Raw genomic sequence first — 20,693 nt, forward strand, 5'->3', positions numbered from 1 at the left:
GCTCGCCTCTCAGCGGATCTCGATGGTGGCCGGCGGCATGTTACCGATCTGGAACTGGACCTCGGTGGTGGCCGGGTCCGGCTCGGGGAACTGGGCGAACCACTCAACGGTCTCCCCCTGTCCGATACCCGGGCCGAATCCTGTGCACAGGCAGCGGCCACTGGTGTCGCGCAGGATCAGGTAGCGCTTGCCCTCCTCCGGGGCGACCAGCGAGGCGCCCGCCATGGAGAACGCGTTGTCGCGCAGTTCACGCTCGGCACCGGCCCAGGCCACGTCGAACCATGTCTCGCCGCCGTTGTTCTGGATCGTGCCCTCCACCGTGAGGAAGCCTCCTGCTTCCCGCTGGGCGCGGGTGAAGGTCAGCGTGATGCCGTCCTCGCCCGTGCTCTCCGCGAGCACCTCGCCCGAGCCGCCGTCACCGGGCTCGTCGTCACCGGGGGCATCGTCCTGTTCATCACCACTGCCTCCCGAAGGGCCAGGGGTCTGCGACGTCTCACTGTTGCCCGCGGCGCCGTCGTCATCGCCTCCGCCACCGCTGCAACTGGCCACCCCGATGACCAGGGCGGCCCCGAGGGCGACCACGATGAGGATGAGGCGGGACTTGCTGTCGCGGAGATCCATCTGCTCGTTTATTCCTTCGCGTGTACTCGGGAGCGGTCATTCATCCAGATACACCTGGAACAGGTCCCGGGCGTCGGGCCAGGTCTCTTCCTGCCCCGGATCGAATGACCAGCGCCGTTCTTCTTCGCAGCTGAGTTCGACGAGATCGTCCTCGTCCGAAGTGACATCGCACAGCCCCCTGATGACGGCGGTCGCACGTACCTGGGCTGTCTGGTTCTCCGTGCCGGGGATGATCGACTCCCCGACCGTACGGCTGGTCCGCACCGTCACGGTATAGCCGATGCGTGCACGGTCCGCATCGCAGGAGACGACCGTGGCATCGTTTCTGGCCGCCAGCCGGCCTGCCTCCGCACATGCCGAATCGACGGCGAAGCCGTCGCCCGCGAGGATGTCCTCCCAGTCACCGCCACTGTCCAGCAGACGGTCCCTGGCCTCCTGGGCGGCGGCCAGCGCCGCGGCGTCCGCCGCCGACTGTCCCCCACCGCGGACCACCGAGGCCTGCGCGAAGACGAGGAACGTGAAGGCGGCCATGAGGGTCAGCGTCAGTACCGCGATGTACAGCGGGAAGACCGCCCCGCGATCGCGGGCCCGCCGTCCGGCCCTCAGTTGCCCAGGACGTTGTTCACCGCCCGCTGGACGGCATTGCTGATCTGCGTGTCCAGCCCCAGACCGAAGACCGTCCCCACGATCGCCGCGATCAGCAGCAGAAGGCCCGCGTATTCCACGAAGCCCGCGCCCCGGTCGCTGTGGCGGGGGGTCGTCAGATGGGTGACGACCTTCATTCTCCAGTTCAGCAGCATCCTGCTCATGGCGTCCTTTTCCCCCGGCCAGCCCCGTTCCGGCCGGCATGCTCATGCCCCGAGGTGGTATGTGCCCGTCGTTGGGGCTCGGGGAGTGACTCTGCCCGTATGACGCCTGATTGAAGCGTGGACGCAGCATGTCCGACCCCCTCCCGCTCCCTGCGGGCCAACCCGTTCACACACCTGTTGGCACTGACTGTGCCACACCCGGGGGCACTTGGGCAGGGAGACCTCGGCAAAGGGACCGTTTCGTGGCACGCGCGAAGGGAGGGCGGGGTCAGCCGCCGTTCAGGATGTCCGTGATGTTCGTTCCCGAGCCGAGGATCATGCCGGCGACGATCACGATCATCGTCGCCGGCACCATGAAGACCAGGGTCGCCAGCGTTGCCTTGGGGATCGCCTTCGCCGCCCGGCGGCGGGAGTTCTGGGCGTCGGTGCGGCGCATGTCCGTGGCGATCTGTATCAGCGTCTCGGCGATGGGCGCGCCCAGTTCCTCGCCCTGCTGGAGCGCCGTGACGAACTGGTTCACCGGCTCGGAGTCGTTGCGCCGCCGCAGGTCGTCGAACGCCTGCCGGCGCGACACCCCCATGTCCATCTGCCGCAGGGTGATGCGCACTTCATCGGCCCACGGGCCCTCGTACCGTCCGGCCACCCGCTCCAGTGCCTGCCGGAAGCCGAGACCGGCCGAGACGACCACGGCGAGCACGTCCAGGAAGTCCGGCAGGGTGCGGTCGATGACGTCCCGGCGTTCCCTGATGCTCTGCCAGATCACCGCGTCGGCCGCGAACGCACCGAACGCGAGGGCGAACAGGGCGAAGAAGGGCCAGCCATTGGCGATGAAACTCAGGGTCGCCAGCGCGCCGAAGATGCCGTACACCGCCCGCCGCGCGGCGTAGCGTTCCACCGTCAGGCCCTGGGGGTTGCCCGCCTGGTCGATGCGGCGGCGTTTGCGGTCCACGCCCTTGGGGCCCATCAGCCGCAGCACCAGCGGCGCGAACCGCATGCCGAGGCGGTCGACGGCCGAGCCGGTCGCCGTCACCCGGGTGGAGCCGATCTCCAGCGCCAGCGCCAGGTCGGGCGGCAGCGGGGTGGCCGTGCGCAGCAGCCGCAGCGCCATCACGATGCCGAAGACCGCGGCACCCATGGCCAGGCCCAGCAGCAGAGCGAGCATGCCGGTGTTCCTCTCGGATCAGACGTCGATGCGGCCGAAGCGGCGCACGACCACGAAGCCCACGGCGTACATCACGAGCGCGATCACCATGGCGATCTGTCCGCCGGGGCTCGCCGTCACCCGGCCCAGCGCGCCCGGTGACATGCCGTTGATCATCAGCAGCGCGCCCAGGCCCAGCAGCGGCACGGTGACGGCGGTGGCGTTGACCTCGGCGAGCATGGTGCGTACCTCGCGGCGGGTCTCCTTGCGCTCCTCCAGGGTGGCGGTGAGGTTCCGCAGGGAACCCACCATGGAGCCGCCGGCCCGGTTGGCCAGTATCAACGTGGTGACGAGCACGTTCAGTTCGCGCGACGGGAGGCGTTCGCCGAGTTCGCCCAGTGCCTCATCCAGCGAGCGGCCCACGGTGAGCTGGTTGGCGACCAGGGCGAGTTCGGCGCCGGCCGGGTCGTCCATCTCCTCGGCCGCCATGGACAGCGCGGTGCGCAGGGCGAGACCGGCCGCCGTGCCGTTGGCGATCAGGCGTGCCAGTTCGGGGAGCTGGCCGATGAACTTCTCGGTGCGCTTGGCACGCTGCCAGCCCAGGAAGGCGTTGCCGCCCCAGATCGCGACCAGGGCGAAGACGGGGCCGAAGAACGGGGCGAGCAGCACGTGGCCGACCGCCCACAGCACCGCCATCGCGCCCAGCACGTACGCGACGTACTCGCCGACCGTCAGTTCCAGGCCGGTGGAGTGGAGCTTGACCCGGATCGCGCGGCCCACGGCCGTCCGGCGCAGCCGCTGGTCGAGCGCCGCGAACGGGCGGTCCTTGGCCGGGTCCCCGGGGTCGGCGGTGCCGGCCCCGGCAGGCCCGGCGTCCGGGCCGGTCAGCCGGTGCAGCAGCGCACGGCGCGCGGCGCGGCCGGTGGCGTACACGTACAGTCCGGCCACCGCAAGCACCAGCGCGCCCAGCGCCAGGCTCAGGGTGGCCCGCGCCGCGCCGCTCTCCAGTGCGATGGGTACCACTACTGCGCCTCCCGGGTGGACAGTTGGCTGTCGTCCAGGTGGACCCCGAACGCCTGCGGGATCTGCTCGCCCGCCAGGTAGAGCCGGTCGGCGACGGCGCGCGGTATCGGATAGTGCCGGAACCTGCCGTGCACCGTGCCGCCCGGGGTGAGCGGCTCGGCGGTGAACTCGGCGATGGTGGCGATCCGGAACGATGCGCGGCCGTGCGAGGCGAGCACCGCGATCTCGGTCAGCCGGCGGGTGCCGTCCGGGTGCCGTACGAGCTGGACGACCACGTCCACCGCGCTGTTGATCTGGTCGCGCAGCGCCTCGAAGGGCACCTTGATCTCGGACATGGACGCCAGCGTCTGGAGGCGCAGCAGGGCGTCCTCGGCGCTGTTGGCGTGCACGGTGGCGAGCGAGCCGTCGTGGCCGGTGGACATGGCCTGGAGCATGTCGAGGGTCTCGCCGCCGCGCACCTCGCCGACGATGACGCGGTCGGGGCGCATCCGCAGCGAGTTGCGGACCAGGTCGCGGATGGTGACCTCGCCCTTGCCCTCGATGTTGGGCGGCCTGGATTCCAGGCGCAGGACATGGCTCTGCTGGAGCTGGAGTTCGGCGGCGTCCTCGACGGTGACGATGCGCTCGCCGTCGGGGATGAGACCGGAGAGGGCGTTGAGGAGGGTGGTCTTGCCGGACCCGGTGCCGCCGGAGACGATGATGTTGAGCTTGGCGCGCACCAGTCCGGCGAGGAGCAGCACGAGGTGCTGGTCCAGGGTGCCGAAGTCGACGAGTTCGGCGAGGGTGTAGGCGCGGGGGAAGCGGCGGATGGTGAGCGCGGGGCCGCTGAGGGACAGCGGGGGGATGATGACGTTGACCCGCTCGCCGGTGGGCAGCCGGGCGTCGACCATCGGATTGGACTCGTCCACGCGGCGGTTGACGGTGGAGACGATGCGCTCGATGGTCTGCATGAGCTGGTCCTCGGAGGCGAAGCGCAGCGGGAGCTGCTCCACGCGCCCGGAGCGTTCGACGAAGATCTGGTCGGGTCCGTTGACCATGATCTCGGTGATGGAGGCGTCCTCCAGCAGGGGTTCGAGGATGCCCAGGCCGAGGGCCTCGTCGACCACCCGGCGGATGAGCAGGGAGCGCTGCTGGGTGGAGAGCACCGGGCCCTCGCGGCTGAGGATGTGGCCCAGCACCCGCTCCAGGCGGTCGCGGCGGTCGGCGGTGGACAGCGCGGACATCTCCGCGAGGTCGATCTCCTCCAGGAGTTTGCCGCGGTAGACGGCGACCAGCCGGTTGTTGTCACCGGGTCCGGTGCCGGGCCCTGGCTCCTCCTGGGCGTGGATGCGTGATCTCAGGCCCATCGCCGGCCTCCCTTCGTCAGTCGCATGGCATGGTCACCGTCTTGCTGGCCCGGCCGAGGTCGCTCAGGAACGGCAGGACGGAGGGCACCGTGACGCGGGCGGTGACGGTGGCCTCGTCGCCGCACGCGGACAGTTCGAAGTCGGTGTTCGCGGCCAGCCAGCCGCTCATGGCGGCCCGCCCGCTGGTCTGGTACTGGTCGGCGATCTCCTCCTGGGAGGCGGTGCGGGCGGCGGCCCGGGCGGCGGAGCCGGCCTGGAGCGCCGTGTAGCCGGCGACGCCGAGCTGGAGCGCGGCGAGTGAGACGAGCACGAGGAGGGGGAGCCAGCCGGCGAACTCGACGGCGGTGACGCCCCGGTCCCCGTACGCCGTCGCGCTGTCGCTCCCGTCGTGTCTCGCCCCGGTGTTCTCCGTCCGCGTGCTCATCGGTCCTCCTCCACCGCGCCGGCGGTGCCGGAGATGGTGATGGGGAGGTTGAACGCGCCGGGGAACAGCACCGGCACCTGGAGTTCGACGCGGGCGGTGCGGACCACGCCCTCCAGCGGGCAGGAGACGCTCATCGACCAGGAGGCGGGGATGTGCTCGCGGGCCGCCGTGCCGCAGGCCCCTTCACCGCCGCCCGCCGCCGCGGCGGCGCGGGCGGCCTCGTCCGCCGCGTTGCCTGCGAGATGGAAGCCGTAGCCGATGACGGCGCACTGCCAGGCGACGGCGAAGAGCAGCAGGATCAGCGGGAAGATGCCGGCGAACTCCACCATCACCGCGCCGCGGTCGCGGCGCACGGCTGGGCCGGGGCCAGACGGCGGGCCCGCGGTGCCCGCAGTGCGTACGGGGGACACGGAGCCCGGGGCGTCCGCGAGCCCGGTGGCCCCGGCGGTGCGCGCGGCTGCGGCCGGTGCCGGGCGCGTACGGGCCGAGGGGACCGGGCGTGCTGTGCGGCCGGCCCGTCCGGGCCCGGAGCGGCCTCGCGGCGCCCCGGCCGGGAAGGCCGTCCTCATCCCCGGCGTCCCTTGCGCCGGCTGCCGCCGCCCCCGCCCGCGGGCTGCGGGGCCGCCAGGCCGAGTTCGGTGGCCAGCGCCCACATGGCGCGGCGCACCGGCCCCTTGACGTCCAGGTCCTGGATGCGGCCGGCGTCCTGCGCCTCCTGCAGTTCCTTGAAGTTGGCGGGCACGGTCTGCCGGGCGACCTGGGTGCCGGTGATCCGGGAGATCAGCTGCGGCTGGATGGCGCTGGAGCGGGTGAGCCGGTTGACGACGGTGGTCACGCCCTCCGCCTTGCGGATCTGGAGCCGGTCCCACATGCGCACCATGCGGTTGACGGCCCGCACCGAGATCACGTCGGGGGTGGTGACCAGCAGCGCGGTGTCGGCCAGTTCCACGGCGGCGGCGGTGGCGGCGTTCATCTGCGAGCCGCAGTCCACCACCACCGTGTCGTACCGGGCGCGTACGGCGGCCAGCAACTGCCGTGCGGTGGTGTCGGTGACGTCCTCGCCGCGTTCCCCCTCGGCCGGGGCGATCAGCATCGACAGGCCCGTACCGTGGGTGAACACCGCCTCGGCCAGCACCTGTGGGGAGATGTCGCTGATGCCCGCCAGGTCGGCCAGCGAGCGGCGGAACTGCACGTCGAAGAACGAGCCGACATCCCCGCTGAGCAGGTCCAGGTCGACCAGCACCACCCCGCGGCCCTCCGGCCGCTGCGCCGCCAGCGCCAGCTGGGTGGACAGCAGGGTCGCGCCCACTCCGCCCTTCGCGCCGGAGACCGTGATGAGCGTGCCGCCGGGGCCGGTGCCGAAGCTCTCGCCCGCACCGAGGTGGCGGCGCATGCCCGCGGCCCACTGGGCGGCGGCGGCCAGCCGGGTGGACAGTTCTTCGAAGGACACCGGCAGCCCGGCCAGACCGCGCGCGCCCGCGTCCATCGCCGCCGAGTAGAGGCCGGCGGTCGGGTCGGCGGAGATCAGCACCACGCCCACCGCGGGGAAGCGCAGCGCGACCTCCCGGATCAGCTCCAGCGCGGGCAGCGGCCCGATGCGCTCGTGGACGACCACGACCTCGGGCAGCCCGGCCACCGACTCGTGGGAGAGCGCGGCCAGGGTCTCCAGCAGGGTCGCCGAGTCGGGCACCGCGCGCATCGGCTCGGTGCCGGGCAGCTGGCTCAGCAGCGTGATCAGTGAGCGCGCGGTGTCCGGGTCGCCCACCGCCGGGAGAATGCGCGTCGTCATCCCTGCCACCCCAACCCCATGCTCATCACGGAACCATCCCCAACGGTGCGCCGCTGTGCGGGTTGCCGCTCATGTCGCCCACGATGGTGTACGTGCGCTCGTCCTCGGGGATCTCCTGCTCCTCCCCGGGGGCGACCAGCGCCAACCGCACCTGCTCGGCGAAGGCCTCGGCGAAGGTGACCCGTTCGGCGTCCAGATGGTCCAGGGCGAAGGTGATCGGCACCGCCTGCGTCGTACGGCGGTCCTCCTCGACCTCCGTCAGGTCGCCGACCTCGATCACCTCGGCGTTGTTGACCATCAGCCGGACGAACTCCATCTCCTCGCTGTCGTCGGCCGAGGTGTCGCGGGCCCGGAACGCCGCGTACAGGTTGATCTTCGCACCGGGGTAGATCTTCCCGGCGACCCCGGTGGAGGCGTCGATGAGCACCGCGATCTCCTGCTGCCCCGGGGCGAGTTCCGGCCGGTCGGAGATCATGTCCTGCTGGAGCAGGGAGCCCTCGCGCAGCGGCGAGACCGCGACCTTGCCCTCGATCTGGGACAGCTCGGTCACCGCCGAGTCGGGTATGTACCGCTCGGGGATGGTGACCTCGCGCAGCTGGGCGGCGCGCAGCTCGGTGTACGGCTCGACGTCCTCGCTCAGCTCGTACGCCGTGACCTCGGGGCCGACCTTCGACTCCACGTCGTTGATCACCGCCACCACCCCGACGAACGCGCCGAGGGCGAGCAGGACCGAGACGATCAGCAGAAGCGAACCGCGGCGCTGTCGAGCGTTCATGGGGTCTTTCTACCTTCTGCTTCTGACAGCGCGTCGGCCGTTGTGGATATCGGTGCGAAAAAACCGCTCACCGCGCGAGTGCCTTGCGCTGCCCGCCGCCGCTCGCGCCGCCTATCGCTCTCGGTACCCGGTCCCGCGCCGCCGGAACCGGCGCGGAGCAGAACGCGCAGCGGTCCCCGATGAGGGTGAACCCGCACCAGTGGCACGCTTCCTGACGCATCGAGGACACCATCTGGTAGAGCACCGAGGCGTCCTGGATGGCGGCGGCGAACTCCACGAGCTTGTTGGTGCGCCACCAGGAAGGCGACTGCTCGGGCAACGGCACCGGATGCACCCCCTGGACCTGCCACTGCCGGGCGAGTTGCCCGGTGACCCACTCGCTGCCGAGCTGGCCGGGGGCGTAGGTGAGGGTGGTGGCGAACTGCGGTCCGGCCAGGCCGACTCCGGAGGCGCGTACGAGCTGGGCGGTGGGCCTGGCCAGCACGGCGTGCGGCCCGGAGGCCGAGGAACGCGGCCCGGTGACGGGGGGCAGCGCGACCGGCAGCCGGTCGGTGCGGGACGCCGAGCCGAGCAGCGCGCCCGCGTAGATGTAGTGGGACAGCAGCCGGGCGGCGGCGCCCAGCACCCCGGGGCTGAAGTCGCACACCGACAACTGGCGTAGCTGGCGCACCAGGACGGCCGCGCCCAGCGGTGGGAGGGAGGTCGGCAGCAGGGCTATCCGGTCGCTCTCCAGCATGGCGCGTACGGCGTGCAGCCGCTGGACATAGCCGCGCGGGGTGGTGGCCGGGTAGACGGCGATCACGTAGCCGTGGCGTTCCAGCAGCCCGGCCGCCTCCGCCAGGGCGGTGGGAAAGTCCTGCCCGCCGGGCGGGGTGAGGACATGGGCGGCCGGGGTGTGCGGATCCGTGGCCGGCAGCACCAGATCGGCGCTGGTCACGGCGATGGCAATCGGCATACCGCCCCCTCCCGTCGGGGCGAAGCCTAGCGGCAGCCGGGCGTGCTCCGGTAGCTGAGGGCGTAGGCCACCTTGCCGGGCTTGTCGGCGGACAGGGGGGCGGAGAGCGAGGTGAACTCCTTGGTGCCGAAGGTGTCCAGGCGTCCCAGCTGCTGCGCGGTGCGTCCGCTGCCGGGCAGTTCGGTGCCGGGGTCGAGGGCGATCATGGCGCGCGAGGTGTCCTCGATGAGCGCGAGGTAGCCGCTGAGGTCGGTGCGGTCGTACCCGGCCGGGTCGAGGTCGCTCTGGGTGCGCAGCCAGCCGGCCCAGTAGAACTCCAGGAATTCCGGGCTCGGTCCGTCCCCGGGCTTGGCGTAGCCGATGTCGCGGGTGAAGTAGACCAGGGAGCGGTACGGGTCGTCCGCCATCGCGCGCAGGCCGAGCCGGGTGGGCAGCTGGGCGGGGGTGATGGTCCGGTTGTCGGCGTCGCGCAGCCACACGTAGCCGCGATCCTCCATCTCGTGCCAGAACGCGCGTTCGCCGAGCGCGCTCAGATTGTCCGTGACGCGCACCCGGATCGTCATCCTGGCGCCGCCGTCGGGCATTTCGAGGAAGCTGGTGAAGGTGTGGTGGCCGTCGGTGAGGTAGAGCCGGCCGCGCGGGCCGACGACGACGGTCTTCATGGCGGCCAGCGACTCGGCCGTCTCCTGGCCGAGCGGGATGACGCAGGTGAAGCGCCGGGGCTTGTCCAGCCGGGCGTTGGCCTTGACGGTGGCGGCCTCGCCCTGGCCGTTGGCCTCGCACCAGTCGTCGTACTTCTTGTTGGGCTTGCCGCGTTCCTCGTCCTTGGTGCTGGTGTAGCGGCCCAGCTTGTAGCGGATCTGGTCGTGACCGAGCGCGGCCTGGGTGGGCATCAGGTCGCCGAGCCTGACGGTGATCAGTTCCCCGGCCCGCGGCTTCGCGGCGGACGGGGCGCCGGCGCCGGGCGCGGCGGTCGCGGTGCCGGCCGAGCCCAGCGCGGTCAGTACGGTCACGACGGTGAGCAGCAGCGCGAGGCGCCGCGGTGTCCGGGAGTGGGTCATACCGGGCAACATCACAGCCCGGCATGACCGATGGGTGGCGCCCGGGTGGCGGCCGGGCGAACCGGAACCGCATTCGGGTGCGGGTGCGGCTTCGGGTGCGGGTGCGGACGGCCGCACGCCGGCGGTCAGAAGAAGGTGCGGATGTAGTCGGTGACGGTGCCGTCGCCCGCCACCAGCGGAATCAGCGGCCACTTCTCGAAGATGGTGCACGGGTGCGAGAGCCCGAGGCCCACCCAGTCGCCGACCTCCGGCGGCTCGGCGCCACCGTCCGTCCCGGCCTCCGGGTCCGGCACGACGAAGGCGTGCTGGTCGGCGAGCCGGGACACCACCAGGCCCGCGCCGCCGCGCACGGCGCCCCGGGCGTCGCGGATCACCTGGACCTCGGGCAGCCCCAGGTCGTAGGAGAGGTCCCGCTTGCCCGCGTTGATCAGGGCCAGGCCCGGTTCGGGACGGGAGACGACCTGGGCCCACAGCCGGAACGCGGGCAGCAGCGACCCTTCCTGCGGGACACGGCGGAAGGGGGTGACCCCGCGGTAGCGGCCGTCGTCGTGGCTGATGTACGCGCCGGAGCGGAGCATCTTGCACACCGGCCGGGACAGGTCGGGCAGTTCCTCGAAGACCTCGGCCACCGCGTCGAACCAGGCGCTGCCGCCCGCGCTGATGATGATCTCGGGGGTGTCGGCGAAGCGCCCTTCCTTGTCGAACTCCACCACCAGCGAGGACAGTGCGTTCAGCCACTCACGCACCGTGTCGCCGTCCGCGTCCGGCAGCTCCCCCTCGTAGCCGCCGACCCCCACCAGCAGCAGCGACTCCGTACCCTCCACCGCGTCGGCGACGGCCGCCGCCTGCCGGGCGTCGCGCACCCCGCTGCGCGCGCCGGGCGCGCCCAGTTCGACCACGACCTCCACCGGCCGGTTCCCGCCGACGGCGCGCAGGGTGTCGTCCATCAGCTCCACGCCGCGCACCGAGTCCACGTAGCACACGCACCGGAACTCGGCGTCCTCCTCCAGTTCCCCGGAGAGCCAGGTCAGCGCGGCCGGATCGACCAGCTCGTTGGCGAGGAAGACGCGGCGGACGCCGAAGGCGCGGGCCACCCGTACCTGGTGCGGCACGGCCAGGGTGATGCCCCAGGCCCCGGCGTCCAGCTGGCGCTGGAAGAGCTGGGGCGCCATGGACGTCTTGCCGTGCGGGGCGAGCACCAGGCCGTGCCGGGAGGCGAAGCGGTCCAGGGAGCGCACATTGTGCTCGACAGCCTCGGCGGACAGCGTCAGGACGGGCGTGGTGAAGCCGCCGGTGTACAGGTCGCGCCGCTGGGCCCGCAGCTGCCCCACGGTGGCCCCGGCGGCGTCGGGCGGCAGGCCCTTGAACCGGTGGTCGACGACCTCGTCCGCGAGCTGGTCCAGGGCGGCGGTGCTCATGGCGACTCCAGGGGGCGGGGCGGGCGCGGGGGGCCTCACCTGATTAGCACCGTGTACGTCACGGGTCAACGCAGTGCGATCGTCCGAGGCCATCGCGTGCTCGCTCCGGTGGGGGAAAACACAAGGCGCTGTCCGTCGCACGGTCGTAGGGTGGCGGACATGCAGGTGATCCAGTCGGCGAAGCTCGCCAATGTCTGTTACGAAATCCGCGGCCCGGTGCTCGAGGAGGCCATGCGGCTCGAAGCAGCGGGTCACCGGATCCTCAAGCTGAACACGGGGAACCCGGCGGCGTTCGGGTTCGAGTGCCCGCCGGAGATCCTCGAGGACATCCTGCGCAATGTCTCCAGCGCGCACGGGTACGGCGACGCGAAGGGGCTGCTGTCGGCGCGCCGCGCGGTGATGCAGCACTACCAGACCAAGGGCATCCAGCTGTCGGTGGAGGACATCTACCTGGGCAACGGGGTCTCCGAGCTGATCCAGATGTCGATGCAGGCGCTGCTGGACGACGGGGACGAGGTGCTGGTCCCGGCGCCCGACTATCCGCTGTGGACGGCGTCGGTGTCGCTGGCCGGCGGTACGGCGGTGCACTACCGGTGCGACGAGCAGGCCGAGTGGATGCCGGACATCGCCGACATCGAGCGGAAGATCACCGACCGCACCAAGGCGCTGGTGGTGATCAACCCCAACAATCCGACCGGGGCCGTCTACAGCGACGAGATGCTGCGGCAGCTGGCGGATGTGGCGCGGCGGCACCGGCTCGTGCTGTGCTCGGACGAGATCTACGACAAGATCCTGTACGACGGCACCACGCACACCCCGATGGCGGCGATCGCGCCGGACGTGCTGACCCTGACCTTCAACGGTCTGTCCAAGAACTACCGCGTGGCGGGTTTCCGCAGCGGCTGGATGGCGGTGTGCGGGCCCAAGGAGAACGCGGGCAATTACATCGAGGGCCTGACGATCCTGGCCAATATGCGGCTGTGCGCCAATATGCCGGCGCAGCACGCGGTGGCCGCGGCGCTGTTCGGCCGGCAGTCGATCGAGAAGCTGGTGCTGCCGGGCGGGCGGATCAAGGAGCAGCGGGATGTCGCGTACGACCTGCTGACCCAGATCCCGGGGGTGACCTGCGTCAAGCCGAAGGGCGCGCTGTACGCGTTCCCCCGGCTCGACCCCAAGGTGTACAAGATCAAGGACGACCGGCAGATGGTGCTGGATCTGCTGCGCGCCGAGAAGATCATGATCGTGCACGGCACGGGCTTCAACTGGCCGGAGCCCGATCACTTCCGCATCGTGACGCTGCCGTCGGTGACCCAGCTGACGGACGCGGTCACCCGGATCGGGAAGTTCCTGGACGGCTATCAGCAGCAGTTCTGATCAGGACTGGTCCTCGGCCGGCTCCTCGCCGGCGTCCTCGTCGCCGCTCTTCTCCTCCTCGTCCTGGTTCTGCGGGTTGTCCAGGGCGGGGAGGCAGAACGGCCAGTCGCGGAAGTCCTCGTTCTGCGACCACAGCTGGTAGGCGGCCTGGATGTTGAACTCCGGGTCGAAGGCGTCCAGCGTGGTGCCTCCGGCCTGGCGCACCCGGAAGTCGGTGAGCTGGAACAGGCCCCAGTTGCGGGTCCCGTTCTCGTTGGCGAGCACGTAGAGCGGGTCGAGGCGGGACTGGCAGCGGGAGATCAGCACCGCCTGATCGCCGGCCTCGCCGGGGAAGACCTCGCGGATGCGGTCGGTGATCTCTTCCTCGCTCCAGGTGGTCACCCGCAGGTCGGACTCGTACAGCGCGTTCTTGGTCTCGTCCCCCACGACCCCGTTGACGGGGAGGTCGGAGAGCACCTGGAAGGCGGTGACCCGGCGCAGTGTCTCGGGGCCGTACTGGGCGTCGACGACCAGGGGCAGGCCCCGTTCGACGAGCAGTTTCTGGAGTTCCTCGACGCAGCCGTCGTGCCGGCCCATGGCAAGGGGCTCGTCGCAGACGCCGCTGAACAGCGGACGGTCGTCGGCCTGCTTGCCGGCGCTGCTCTCGCCGGAGGGGCCGTCCCTGTCCCACAGCGCGAAGGCGCCGGCGAGGGCGATCAGCGCCGCGGCCGCTCCCGCCACCAGCCAGCGGCGGGAACGGCGCGACCCTGCCGCCGCGTCCGTCGCCGGATCCGGGCCCGGGTCGGGGGCCTGGTCCTGCGGCGGTGCGGCGGACTGGGGAGTGATGGCCGCTACCGGGCTCAGGTCGGGGACCCGCACCGGCTCGGGCGACGGCTGTACGTCTTCCCCCGCCGTCGCCTCGGCCGGTGCGGGGACATCCCCGCGCCGGTATTCCTCATCGGCCAGCACCCACAACCGGTGCAGTTCGGTCAGGACCGCCCGGTCGGCCTTGCAGGCCCGCGCGAAGCGTTCCACGGTCGCGAACTCGCCCGGGACGCCTTTGCCCTGGCAGTAGCGGTGCAGTGTGGAACGGCTCACCCCGATGCGGCGGGCCAGTGACTCAAAGCTGTGACTGGTACCGTCCTTCAGTTCGCGCAGCCGCCCGGCGAATGCCTCGATAGCGACGGCGCCTTCGCGCCCTTCGGGCATCTCTCCCCCAGTGGTCCACGTGCCTGTCACCGGCAGCTTAGTGACCAGCGGGGGATTTGGCTACCCAGCGTGACGACCGCGATTACTCTCGGCCAACTTTGGATCGTTCAAGAGCGATCACCTTGGCTTGTTCGTAGCGTTCCAGCTCCAGCCGCGCTTCGGCCCCGACTGCTTGTTCGACTTCTTGCTGGGCACGTTCCACCTCCTGGTGAAGTCCTGTCTCCAACTGGCACTCCAGGTCGGTGCGGGCCAGGTCCAGCTCCCGTTCCCCCACCGCCTCGGGAGTCGACCCCTCCGACAGCAGGTCCCGGATCTCCCGGCGGGGGTCCTCCAGCGACTCGTAGGCGAGCCCCCGCTCCGCCATGCACCCCGCCCACCGGGCCTCGGCCCCCCGGAAGCCCCCCGACTCCCGGGTCAGCTCGATGATCTCGTTGCTCAGCTGCTCCATCGGGTAATAGAGTTCCGGCCATTCCGCGCCGTAGACCCCCGCCCGTGCCACAGCGACACAGGAGTCCGGGTCGTAGCCGATGGTCGGTCCGTCCGCCAGCACGATCTCCCGGAAGTTCTCCTCGTCCCCGAGCAGCGCCCGCCGCCAGTCCGCCGCCTCCTCCTCGGTGAGGCCCGCCAGATGGCCCTCGTTGGGGTCGGACGGCGGTCCGGCGAACACCTCTGCGGTCATGCCGTAGCCGTCGTCCTCCGACCAGCCGGGGCGCAGCAGTCCGTAGGGGCTGGCCGCGGCCGTGCGGCGGGTGTCCTGCTCCTCCACCGAGACGTAGCGGTGCCCCCGTTCGCGCATGCAGGCCCGCACTCCCTCCTCCTCCGCCTGCCACAGCGCGCTCTCCTGCGTGGCCGTGAAGTGGACGACGCCGTTCAGCGGCCGGGGATCGGGCGGCTCGCCCGGGGCCTCGCGGCCGGATGACTGGCATCCGGCCGCGAGGATCGCCACCCCGGCGAGCAGAAGAGGTGTGCCGCGGCGCCGTATCAGCACCACTTGTTGGCGCCGACGCCGTTGCGGAACATCCCGTTGTTCCACGTCTGCGTGTTGGAGATGACGTGGCCGCGGGTCAGGCGGTGGTTGTCCCCGGTGAATCCGGTCCCCACCCACAGCCGGACGTTGCACTGGTTCCCGTTGTTCTTCAGCGACTTCGCCCGGGCGAACTTGTCGTACTGGCGCAGGTTGCTGTTGTCGCCGAAGACCTGGCCCGGGCTGCCGCCACCACTGGTGGACAGGTACGCGCACAGTGCGCCGGCCGAGCAGTCGGAGAAGGCGGCCTGGGCCGGCGTCGCCATCGCGCCGATCCCCACCCCCGCCAGGACCGTGGCCCCCGCGGCGATGCCGATCTTCGTGCGCAGGGCCCTGATGCGGTTCTTCATCCCTCTTCACCCTCCACTGTGTGTGGTCGCTGCGGCCGTCCGCCGCGTGCTGGGAGAAGACTGCCCGCCGCCATCCCCATACGGTCAACGCAGCACCGGGGATACGGGACGATGGGACGCTGAAGCACCTCTGACCTGCCCTTTTGTCGCACCGTGGGATGGCGTGCGGGACGGGCCGCGGGCACGCACGAAGCCGGCCCCCGCACGTCGTCGGGCGGGGGCCGGCTTGCCGTGGGGTGACGGAGGGTGTTCGCCTCCGTCACCGGTGTCAGTCGCGGGCGGGCAGCTTCACCAGCCGCTCCACCAGCGCGTGGTACTCGTCCCACAGCGCGCGCGGCGTGTGGTCGCCGAAGGTGTCCAGGTGGGCCGGGATCAGGGCCGCCTCCCGGCGCCACACCTCACGGTCGACCTCCAGCAGGAACTCCAGCTCGCTGTCGCTCAGCCCCAGACCCTCCACGTCCAGCGAGCCGGGCGCCGGCAGCACGCCGATCGCCGACTCCACCCCGGCGGCCTCGCCGTTGAGCCGCTGCACGATCCACTTCAGCACCCGGCTGTTCTCGCCGAAGCCCGGCCACACGAAGCGGCCCGCGGCGTCCTTCTTGAACCAGTTGACGTAGTAGATCTTCGGCAGCTTCGCCGGGTCGGCGCTCTGCCCGATCTTCAGCCAGTGGGCGAAGTAGTCGCCCATGTTGTAGCCGCAGAACGGCAGCATCGCGAACGGGTCGTGGCGCAGCTCGCCCACCGTGCCCTCGGCGGCTGCGGTCTTCTCGGAGGCGACGTTCGCGCCCAGGAAGACACCGTGCTGCCAGTCGAAGGACTCGGTCACCAGCGGCACGGCGGTCGCCCGGCGCCCGCCGAACAGGATCGCCGAGATCGGCACCCCGGCCGGGTCCTCCCACTCGGGGGCGATCGTCGGGCACTGCGCGGCGGGCACCGTGAAGCGGGCGTTGGGGTGCGCGGCGGGGGTGCCGGACTGCGGCGTCCAGTCGTTGCCGCGCCAGTCCGTCAGATGGGCCGGCGGCTCGTCCGTCATGCCCTCCCACCACACGTCCCCGTCGTCGGTGAGGGCGACATTGGTGAAGACGGAGTTGCCCCACAGCGTCTTCATGGCGTTGGCGTTGGTCTGCTCTCCGGTGCCGGGGGCCACGCCGAAGAAGCCCGCCTCCGGGTTGATGGCGTACAGCTGGCCGTCCTCGCCGAACCGCATCCAGGCGATGTCGTCGCCGATGGTCTCCACCGTCCAGCCGGGGATGGTGGGCTGGAGCATGGCGAGGTTGGTCTTGCCGCACGCGGAGGGGAACGCCGCGGCGATGTACCGGGCCTCACCGGTGGGCGGGGTGAGCTTGAGGATGAGCATGTGCTCGGCCAGCCAGCCCTCGTCCCTGGCCATGACGGAGGCGATGCGCAGCGCGTAGCACTTCTTGCCCAGCAGCGCGTTGCCGCCGTACCCGGAGCCGTAGGACCAGATCTCGCGGGTCTCGGGGAAGTGGGAGATGTACTTGGTGGCGTTGCAGGGCCAGGGCACGTCCTGCTGCCCGGGGCCCAGCGGGGCGCCGACCGAGTGCACGGCGCGGACGAACTCCCCGTCCGTGCCGAGCTGCTCCAGGACGGCGCTGCCCATGCGGGTCATGGTGCGCATGGCGACGGCGACGTACGCGGAGTCGGTGATCTCGACGCCGAGGGCGGACAGCGGGGAGCCGAGCGGGCCCATGCAGAACGGGACGACGTACATGGTGCGCCCGCGCATCGAGCCGCGGAAGAGGCCGCGCTCGCCACCGAAGATGTCCCGCATCTCGGCGGGGTCCTTCCAGTGGTTGGTGGGCCCGGCGTCCTGCTCGCGCTCGGAGCAGATGTAGGTGCGGTCCTCGACCCGGGCGACGTCGGTCGGGTCGGAGGCGGCGTAGTAGGAGTGCGGCCTCTTGACGGGGTCGAGTGCGGTGAAGGTGCCTCGCTGGACCAGCTCCGCGCACAGCCGGTCGTACTCGGCCTGGGAGCCGTCGCACCATACGACCCGGTCGGGCTGGGTGAGGTCCGCGATCTCGCTCACCCAGGCGAGGAGCTCGCGGTGGCGGGTGGGGGCGGCGTCCGTGCTGTGGGTGGTGACGGGGGCTGACGTCAGCGCCACGATCACTCCTGAGGGTTTCGAGGGTCTGAGGGTTTTGGGGTGGTGCAAGGTGAGCGTTCCCGGTGAGTACGTGCACTGCTCATCCGGAAGCCATCGCGCTCATCTGTTCCTATGATTCTGCGTCGTCTTCTCGTCTGTGTCCAGAGCAGCTCAAGTGAGCAGGCGCACGCCCCGCCGCGTACGCACCATCCCGGCCGCTCCCCTCCAATGGCCCAGGCACCCTCGGTAGCATCGGCGGCATGACTGCTGCCGCGGCCCAGGCCGCCGAAGGGATCGAAGCGCCCGCACCCCCGCTGTCCCCGCCGCCCTCAGCCCCGGTCAAGCCGCGGCTGCGCGGCTGGCTGCACGCGATGATGTTCCCGGCGGTGCTGATCGCCGGGGTCTTCCTGACGGCTCTCGCCGGCAGCCCCCGGGGCCGCATCGCCTGCGCCGTCTACACGCTGACCGCATGCCTGCTCTTCGGCGTCAGCGCGCTCTACCATCGCGGCAACTGGCCCCCGCGGGTCGCCGCGGTGCTGCGCCGGCTCGACCACGCCAACATCTTCCTGATCATCGCGGGCACCTACACGCCGCTGACGATCCTGCTGCTGGAGGGCGCACGGGGGCAGATCCTGCTGTGGGGCATCTGGGCGGCGGCCGTGGCCGGCATCGCCTTCCGGGTCTTCTGGGTCGGCGCGCCGCGCTGGCTGTACACCCCGTGCTACATCGCCATGGGCTGGGCGGCGGTCTTCTTCCTGCCGGACTTCCTGCGCACGGGCGGCGTCGTGGTGATGACGCTGGTGGTCATCGGCGGGCTGCTGTACAGCGCGGGCGGTGTCATCTACGGGATGAAGCGGCCCAACCCGTCGCCGCGCTGGTTCGGCTTCCACGAGGTGTTCCACTCGCTGACGCTGGCGGCGTTCGCGGTGCACTACGTCGGCATCTCGATCGTCGCCTATCAGCACGTATAGCACGGCAGCGGCTTCCTTGTGAGAGCCCCTCCGCCCGTACCGGCCACGCCGCCGACGGCCGGGAACCGCGGTTCTTCGCCGGTTCCCTCGCCGTCGGCCCGGCCGAGGCCGTCATGTACCGGGCGGAGACCGGCCCGCACGAGGAGCCGCGCACCCTGGTCGACCGCGCGATGACGGTCCTGGACCGCGACCTGGCCGACTGAGCCGGCGGGCGTACGGGCCGCCGCGGCCCGTACGTCACCCCGTGGCGTCCTCCGTGCGGCCGGTGCGCAGCTGGTGGGCCAGTTCGACCGGATCCGTCGTCGGCAGGGCACAGACGAAGTTGCGGCACACGTACGCCGTGGGCAGGCCGTCCCGCAGCGCGCGGTCGCTCAGCAGCGGCGCGTCCGGCGTGTCGGGGGCGCCCACCGAGACCACCGCACCCGGCGCGGTCGAGCGCAGCGCCGTACGGTGCAGCTCCCGCGTCGCCGGGTCCCCCGGCGGGCCCACCACCGCCACCTCGCGCGGGCCGTCGAGCGCCGCCTCCGCCACCGCCAGGCCCCAGCCGATGAAGCGCGGGGCGCGCTCCCCCAGCGCCGTCACGATGCCCAGCGCCCGCCGCGCCGCCTCCCGGTGCCGCTCCGACCCGGTGTACGCGGCGTACGACAGCAGCGCACCGGCCGCCGCCGTCCAGCCGGACGGGGTCGCCCCGTCGCTGGGATCCTGCGGGCGCCGGATCAGCCGCTCCGCGTCGTCCGCCGTGTCGTACAGCGCCCCGTCCGGGGTCGCGAAGCGCGCCAGCACCGTCTCCAGCAACTCCCCGGCCCCCGTCAGCCACCGCGTCTCGCCGGTCACCGCGTACAGCGCCAGATAGCCCTCCGCCACGTCCGCGTAGTCCTCCAGCACCCCCATGCTCGGCCCGGCGCTGCCGTCCCGCGAGGTGCGCCACAGGCGTACACCGTCGCCGTCCGCGTCCCGCCGGGTGTGCACGTCCGCCAGCAGCAGCGCGGCGTCCCGCGCCGCGTCCACCAGGTCCGGCCGGTCGAAGCACGCCCCGGTCTCCGCGAGCGCCGCGACTGCCAGACCGCACCAGGCCGCGACCACCTTCTCGTCCCGCCCGGGACGCGCCCGCTCACCGCGCGCCGCCAGCAGCGCGGCCCGCAGCGCCGGATCGTGCTCGGTGCCCGGCAGCAGCCGCAAGACGGAGGCGCCCTCCTCGAAGTTCCCGGCCGGCGTCACCCCGTACAGGCGGGCCGCCCGCGCCCCGTCCTCCTCCCCCAGCGCCGCGCGCACCTGGTCCGGCGTCCAGACGTAGAACGCGCCCTCGCGGTGCCGCCCGTGCTCGTCGTCGCTGTCGGCGTCCAGGCCGGAGGCGAAACCGCCCTGCGCGGTGCGCAGCTCGCGCACCATGAACTCCGCCGTCTCCAGCGCGATCCGGCGCGCCAGCGGGGAGGCGGTGGCCCGCCACCAGTGCGCGTACACCCGGGCCAGCAGCGCGTTGTCGTAGAGCATCTTCTCGAAGTGCGGCACCGCCCACGCGTCGTCCACCGTGTACCGGGAGAAGCCGCCGCCCAGCTGGTCGTACAGTCCGCCCAGCGCCATGGCCTGGGCGGTGCGCTCCACCATCTCCAGCACCTCGGGCGCCCCCGTACGCGCGTGGTGGCGCAGCAGGAACTCCAGCACCATCGACGGCGGGAACTTCGGCGCACCGCCGAAGCCGCCGCGCTCGGCGTCGAAGTCCCCGCGCACGCCGCCCACCGCCATCGCCAGCTCGGCCTCCCCCGGTGCGCGCGGAGCGCTGTACTCCAGCTCCCGCCCCGCCAGCTCCCGCCCGATCCGGGCGGCCACTTCGGTGACCTCGCCGCGCCGCTCGCTCCACGCCGTGTGCACGCCGGCCAGCAGCTGACGGAAGGACGGCAGTCCCTCGCGCGGCTGCGGCGGGAAGTAGGTGCCGAAGTAGAAGGGCTCCCCGGCCGCCGTCATGAACACCGTCATCGGCCAGCCGCCCTGCCCGGTCGCGGCCTGCACCGCGTCCATGTAGACGGAGTCCACGTCCGGGCGTTCCTCGCGGTCGACCTTCACGGCGACGAAATGCTCATTGAGATAGTCGGCGGTCTCCTGGTCCTCGAAACTCTCGCGCGCCATCACATGGCACCAGTGAACTGGGGGAAGCTAAGTGGCAGGACGCATAGCCCACACTCAAGAGAATGGGCACGTCCCGCCGCTCGGCTTCCGTCATCGCCTCCTCTCCCCATGGCCACCAATCCACCGGATTGGAGGCGTGCTGGAGGAGGTACGGCGACTGGGAATCTGCCAGTCGGTTCATAGCGGCATCGTCGCA

19 protein-coding genes and 1 pseudogene are annotated in these 20,693 nt (G+C 71.6%); 2 read left to right on the forward strand and 18 right to left on the reverse strand.

From position 1 onward, the window contains the following. Window positions 1-9: 9 nt before the first annotated feature. The 13 genes from H7827_RS09800 to H7827_RS09860 all read right to left on the reverse strand — a co-directional run bounded on the left by H7827_RS09800 (window position 10) and on the right by H7827_RS09860 (window position 11,362). Window positions 10-621 carry a hypothetical protein gene (locus H7827_RS09800; protein ID WP_386535048.1) on the reverse strand — a complete coding sequence of 204 codons (612 nt, stop codon included), beginning with the start codon at window positions 619-621 and terminating at the stop codon, window positions 10-12. A gap of 36 nt (window positions 622-657) precedes the next feature. Beyond that, complete coding sequence (locus H7827_RS09805) at window positions 658-1,152, reverse strand: hypothetical protein (protein ID WP_432744206.1); 495 nt, start codon at window positions 1,150-1,152, stop codon at window positions 658-660. Between the two features lie 71 nt (window positions 1,153-1,223). Continuing rightward, entirely contained in the window at window positions 1,224-1,430 is a 207-nt protein-coding gene (locus H7827_RS09810) for a hypothetical protein (RefSeq protein WP_234306781.1), read from the reverse strand. Window positions 1,431-1,698: 268 nt separating this feature from the next. After that, on the reverse strand, window positions 1,699-2,592 hold the full coding sequence (locus tag H7827_RS09815) for a DUF5936 domain-containing protein (protein ID WP_432744208.1): 894 nt from the start codon (window positions 2,590-2,592) through the stop codon (window positions 1,699-1,701). 18 nt (window positions 2,593-2,610) lie between these two features. After that, window positions 2,611-3,594: a type II secretion system F family protein gene (locus H7827_RS09820; RefSeq protein WP_432744210.1), complete on the reverse strand. Its 984-nt coding sequence runs from the start codon at window positions 3,592-3,594 to the stop codon at window positions 2,611-2,613. After that, window positions 3,594-4,940: a CpaF family protein gene (locus H7827_RS09825; RefSeq protein ID WP_386535038.1), complete on the reverse strand. Its 1,347-nt coding sequence runs from the start codon at window positions 4,938-4,940 to the stop codon at window positions 3,594-3,596. The genes H7827_RS09820 and H7827_RS09825 overlap by 1 nt, the downstream gene beginning before the upstream one ends. Before the next feature lie 16 nt (window positions 4,941-4,956). After that, window positions 4,957-5,364 (reverse strand): TadE/TadG family type IV pilus assembly protein, encoded by a 408-nt coding sequence (locus H7827_RS09830; RefSeq protein ID WP_432744212.1) that lies wholly within the window; start codon window positions 5,362-5,364, stop codon window positions 4,957-4,959. Next, window positions 5,361-5,717 (reverse strand): TadE/TadG family type IV pilus assembly protein, encoded by a 357-nt coding sequence (locus H7827_RS09835; protein WP_030728330.1) that lies wholly within the window; start codon window positions 5,715-5,717, stop codon window positions 5,361-5,363. The genes H7827_RS09830 and H7827_RS09835 overlap by 4 nt, the downstream gene beginning before the upstream one ends. A 212-nt stretch (window positions 5,718-5,929) precedes the next feature. After that, a complete protein-coding gene (locus H7827_RS09840) occupies window positions 5,930-7,153 on the reverse strand; it encodes an AAA family ATPase (RefSeq protein WP_432744214.1) in 1,224 nt (407 codons plus the stop codon). Between the two features lie 25 nt (window positions 7,154-7,178). Then, the gene (gene cpaB / locus H7827_RS09845) at window positions 7,179-7,928 is read right to left on the reverse strand and encodes a Flp pilus assembly protein CpaB (RefSeq protein WP_432744216.1); all 750 of its coding nucleotides are present in this window, start codon (window positions 7,926-7,928) and stop codon (window positions 7,179-7,181) included. Between the two features lie 67 nt (window positions 7,929-7,995). Continuing rightward, on the reverse strand, window positions 7,996-8,883 hold the full coding sequence (locus tag H7827_RS09850) for a hypothetical protein (RefSeq protein ID WP_200364805.1): 888 nt from the start codon (window positions 8,881-8,883) through the stop codon (window positions 7,996-7,998). A gap of 26 nt (window positions 8,884-8,909) precedes the next feature. After that, window positions 8,910-9,944 carry a ParB/Srx family N-terminal domain-containing protein gene (locus tag H7827_RS09855; protein WP_432744218.1) on the reverse strand — a complete coding sequence of 345 codons (1,035 nt, stop codon included), beginning with the start codon at window positions 9,942-9,944 and terminating at the stop codon, window positions 8,910-8,912. Window positions 9,945-10,069: 125 nt separating this feature from the next. After that, entirely contained in the window at window positions 10,070-11,362 is a 1,293-nt protein-coding gene (locus H7827_RS09860) for an alanine racemase (protein WP_386535022.1), read from the reverse strand. A 159-nt stretch (window positions 11,363-11,521) separates the two neighbouring features. Here H7827_RS09860 and H7827_RS09865 point away from each other — a divergent pair, with 159 nt between their 5' ends. Beyond that, window positions 11,522-12,736: a pyridoxal phosphate-dependent aminotransferase gene (locus tag H7827_RS09865; protein ID WP_030728348.1), complete on the forward strand. Its 1,215-nt coding sequence runs from the start codon at window positions 11,522-11,524 to the stop codon at window positions 12,734-12,736. On the opposite strand, the gene H7827_RS09870 is transcribed toward H7827_RS09865, so the two are convergent. From H7827_RS09870 to H7827_RS09885, 4 genes are all read right to left on the reverse strand, one after another. Continuing rightward, window positions 12,737-13,924 (reverse strand): helix-turn-helix domain-containing protein, encoded by a 1,188-nt coding sequence (locus tag H7827_RS09870; RefSeq protein WP_432744221.1) that lies wholly within the window; start codon window positions 13,922-13,924, stop codon window positions 12,737-12,739. Between the two features lie 82 nt (window positions 13,925-14,006). Beyond that, window positions 14,007-14,870, reverse strand: a complete 864-nt coding sequence (locus H7827_RS09875) for a hypothetical protein (protein WP_432744223.1) — start codon at window positions 14,868-14,870, stop codon at window positions 14,007-14,009. A 35-nt stretch (window positions 14,871-14,905) separates the two neighbouring features. Next, window positions 14,906-15,298, reverse strand: coding sequence for a peptidase inhibitor family I36 protein (locus H7827_RS09880; protein WP_386535010.1), 393 nt, complete (start codon window positions 15,296-15,298; stop codon window positions 14,906-14,908). Between the two features lie 268 nt (window positions 15,299-15,566). Continuing rightward, the gene (locus H7827_RS09885) at window positions 15,567-17,423 is read right to left on the reverse strand and encodes a phosphoenolpyruvate carboxykinase (GTP) (protein WP_432744225.1); all 1,857 of its coding nucleotides are present in this window, start codon (window positions 17,421-17,423) and stop codon (window positions 15,567-15,569) included. A gap of 239 nt (window positions 17,424-17,662) precedes the next feature. Here H7827_RS09885 and trhA point away from each other — a divergent pair, with 239 nt between their 5' ends. Continuing rightward, window positions 17,663-18,373, forward strand: a complete 711-nt coding sequence (trhA, locus tag H7827_RS09890; RefSeq protein ID WP_432744227.1) for a PAQR family membrane homeostasis protein TrhA — start codon at window positions 17,663-17,665, stop codon at window positions 18,371-18,373. Window positions 18,374-18,610: 237 nt separating this feature from the next. Here trhA and H7827_RS09895 read toward each other — a convergent pair. Next, a pseudogene (locus H7827_RS09895) lies at window positions 18,611-20,678 on the reverse strand (thioredoxin domain-containing protein). Window positions 20,679-20,693: the final 15 nt, after the last annotated feature.

Origin of the sequence: Streptomyces sp. JH002 (genome assembly GCF_050916115.1) — a bacterium.
Taxonomy (GTDB): domain Bacteria; phylum Actinomycetota; class Actinomycetes; order Streptomycetales; family Streptomycetaceae; genus Streptomyces; species Streptomyces xiamenensis.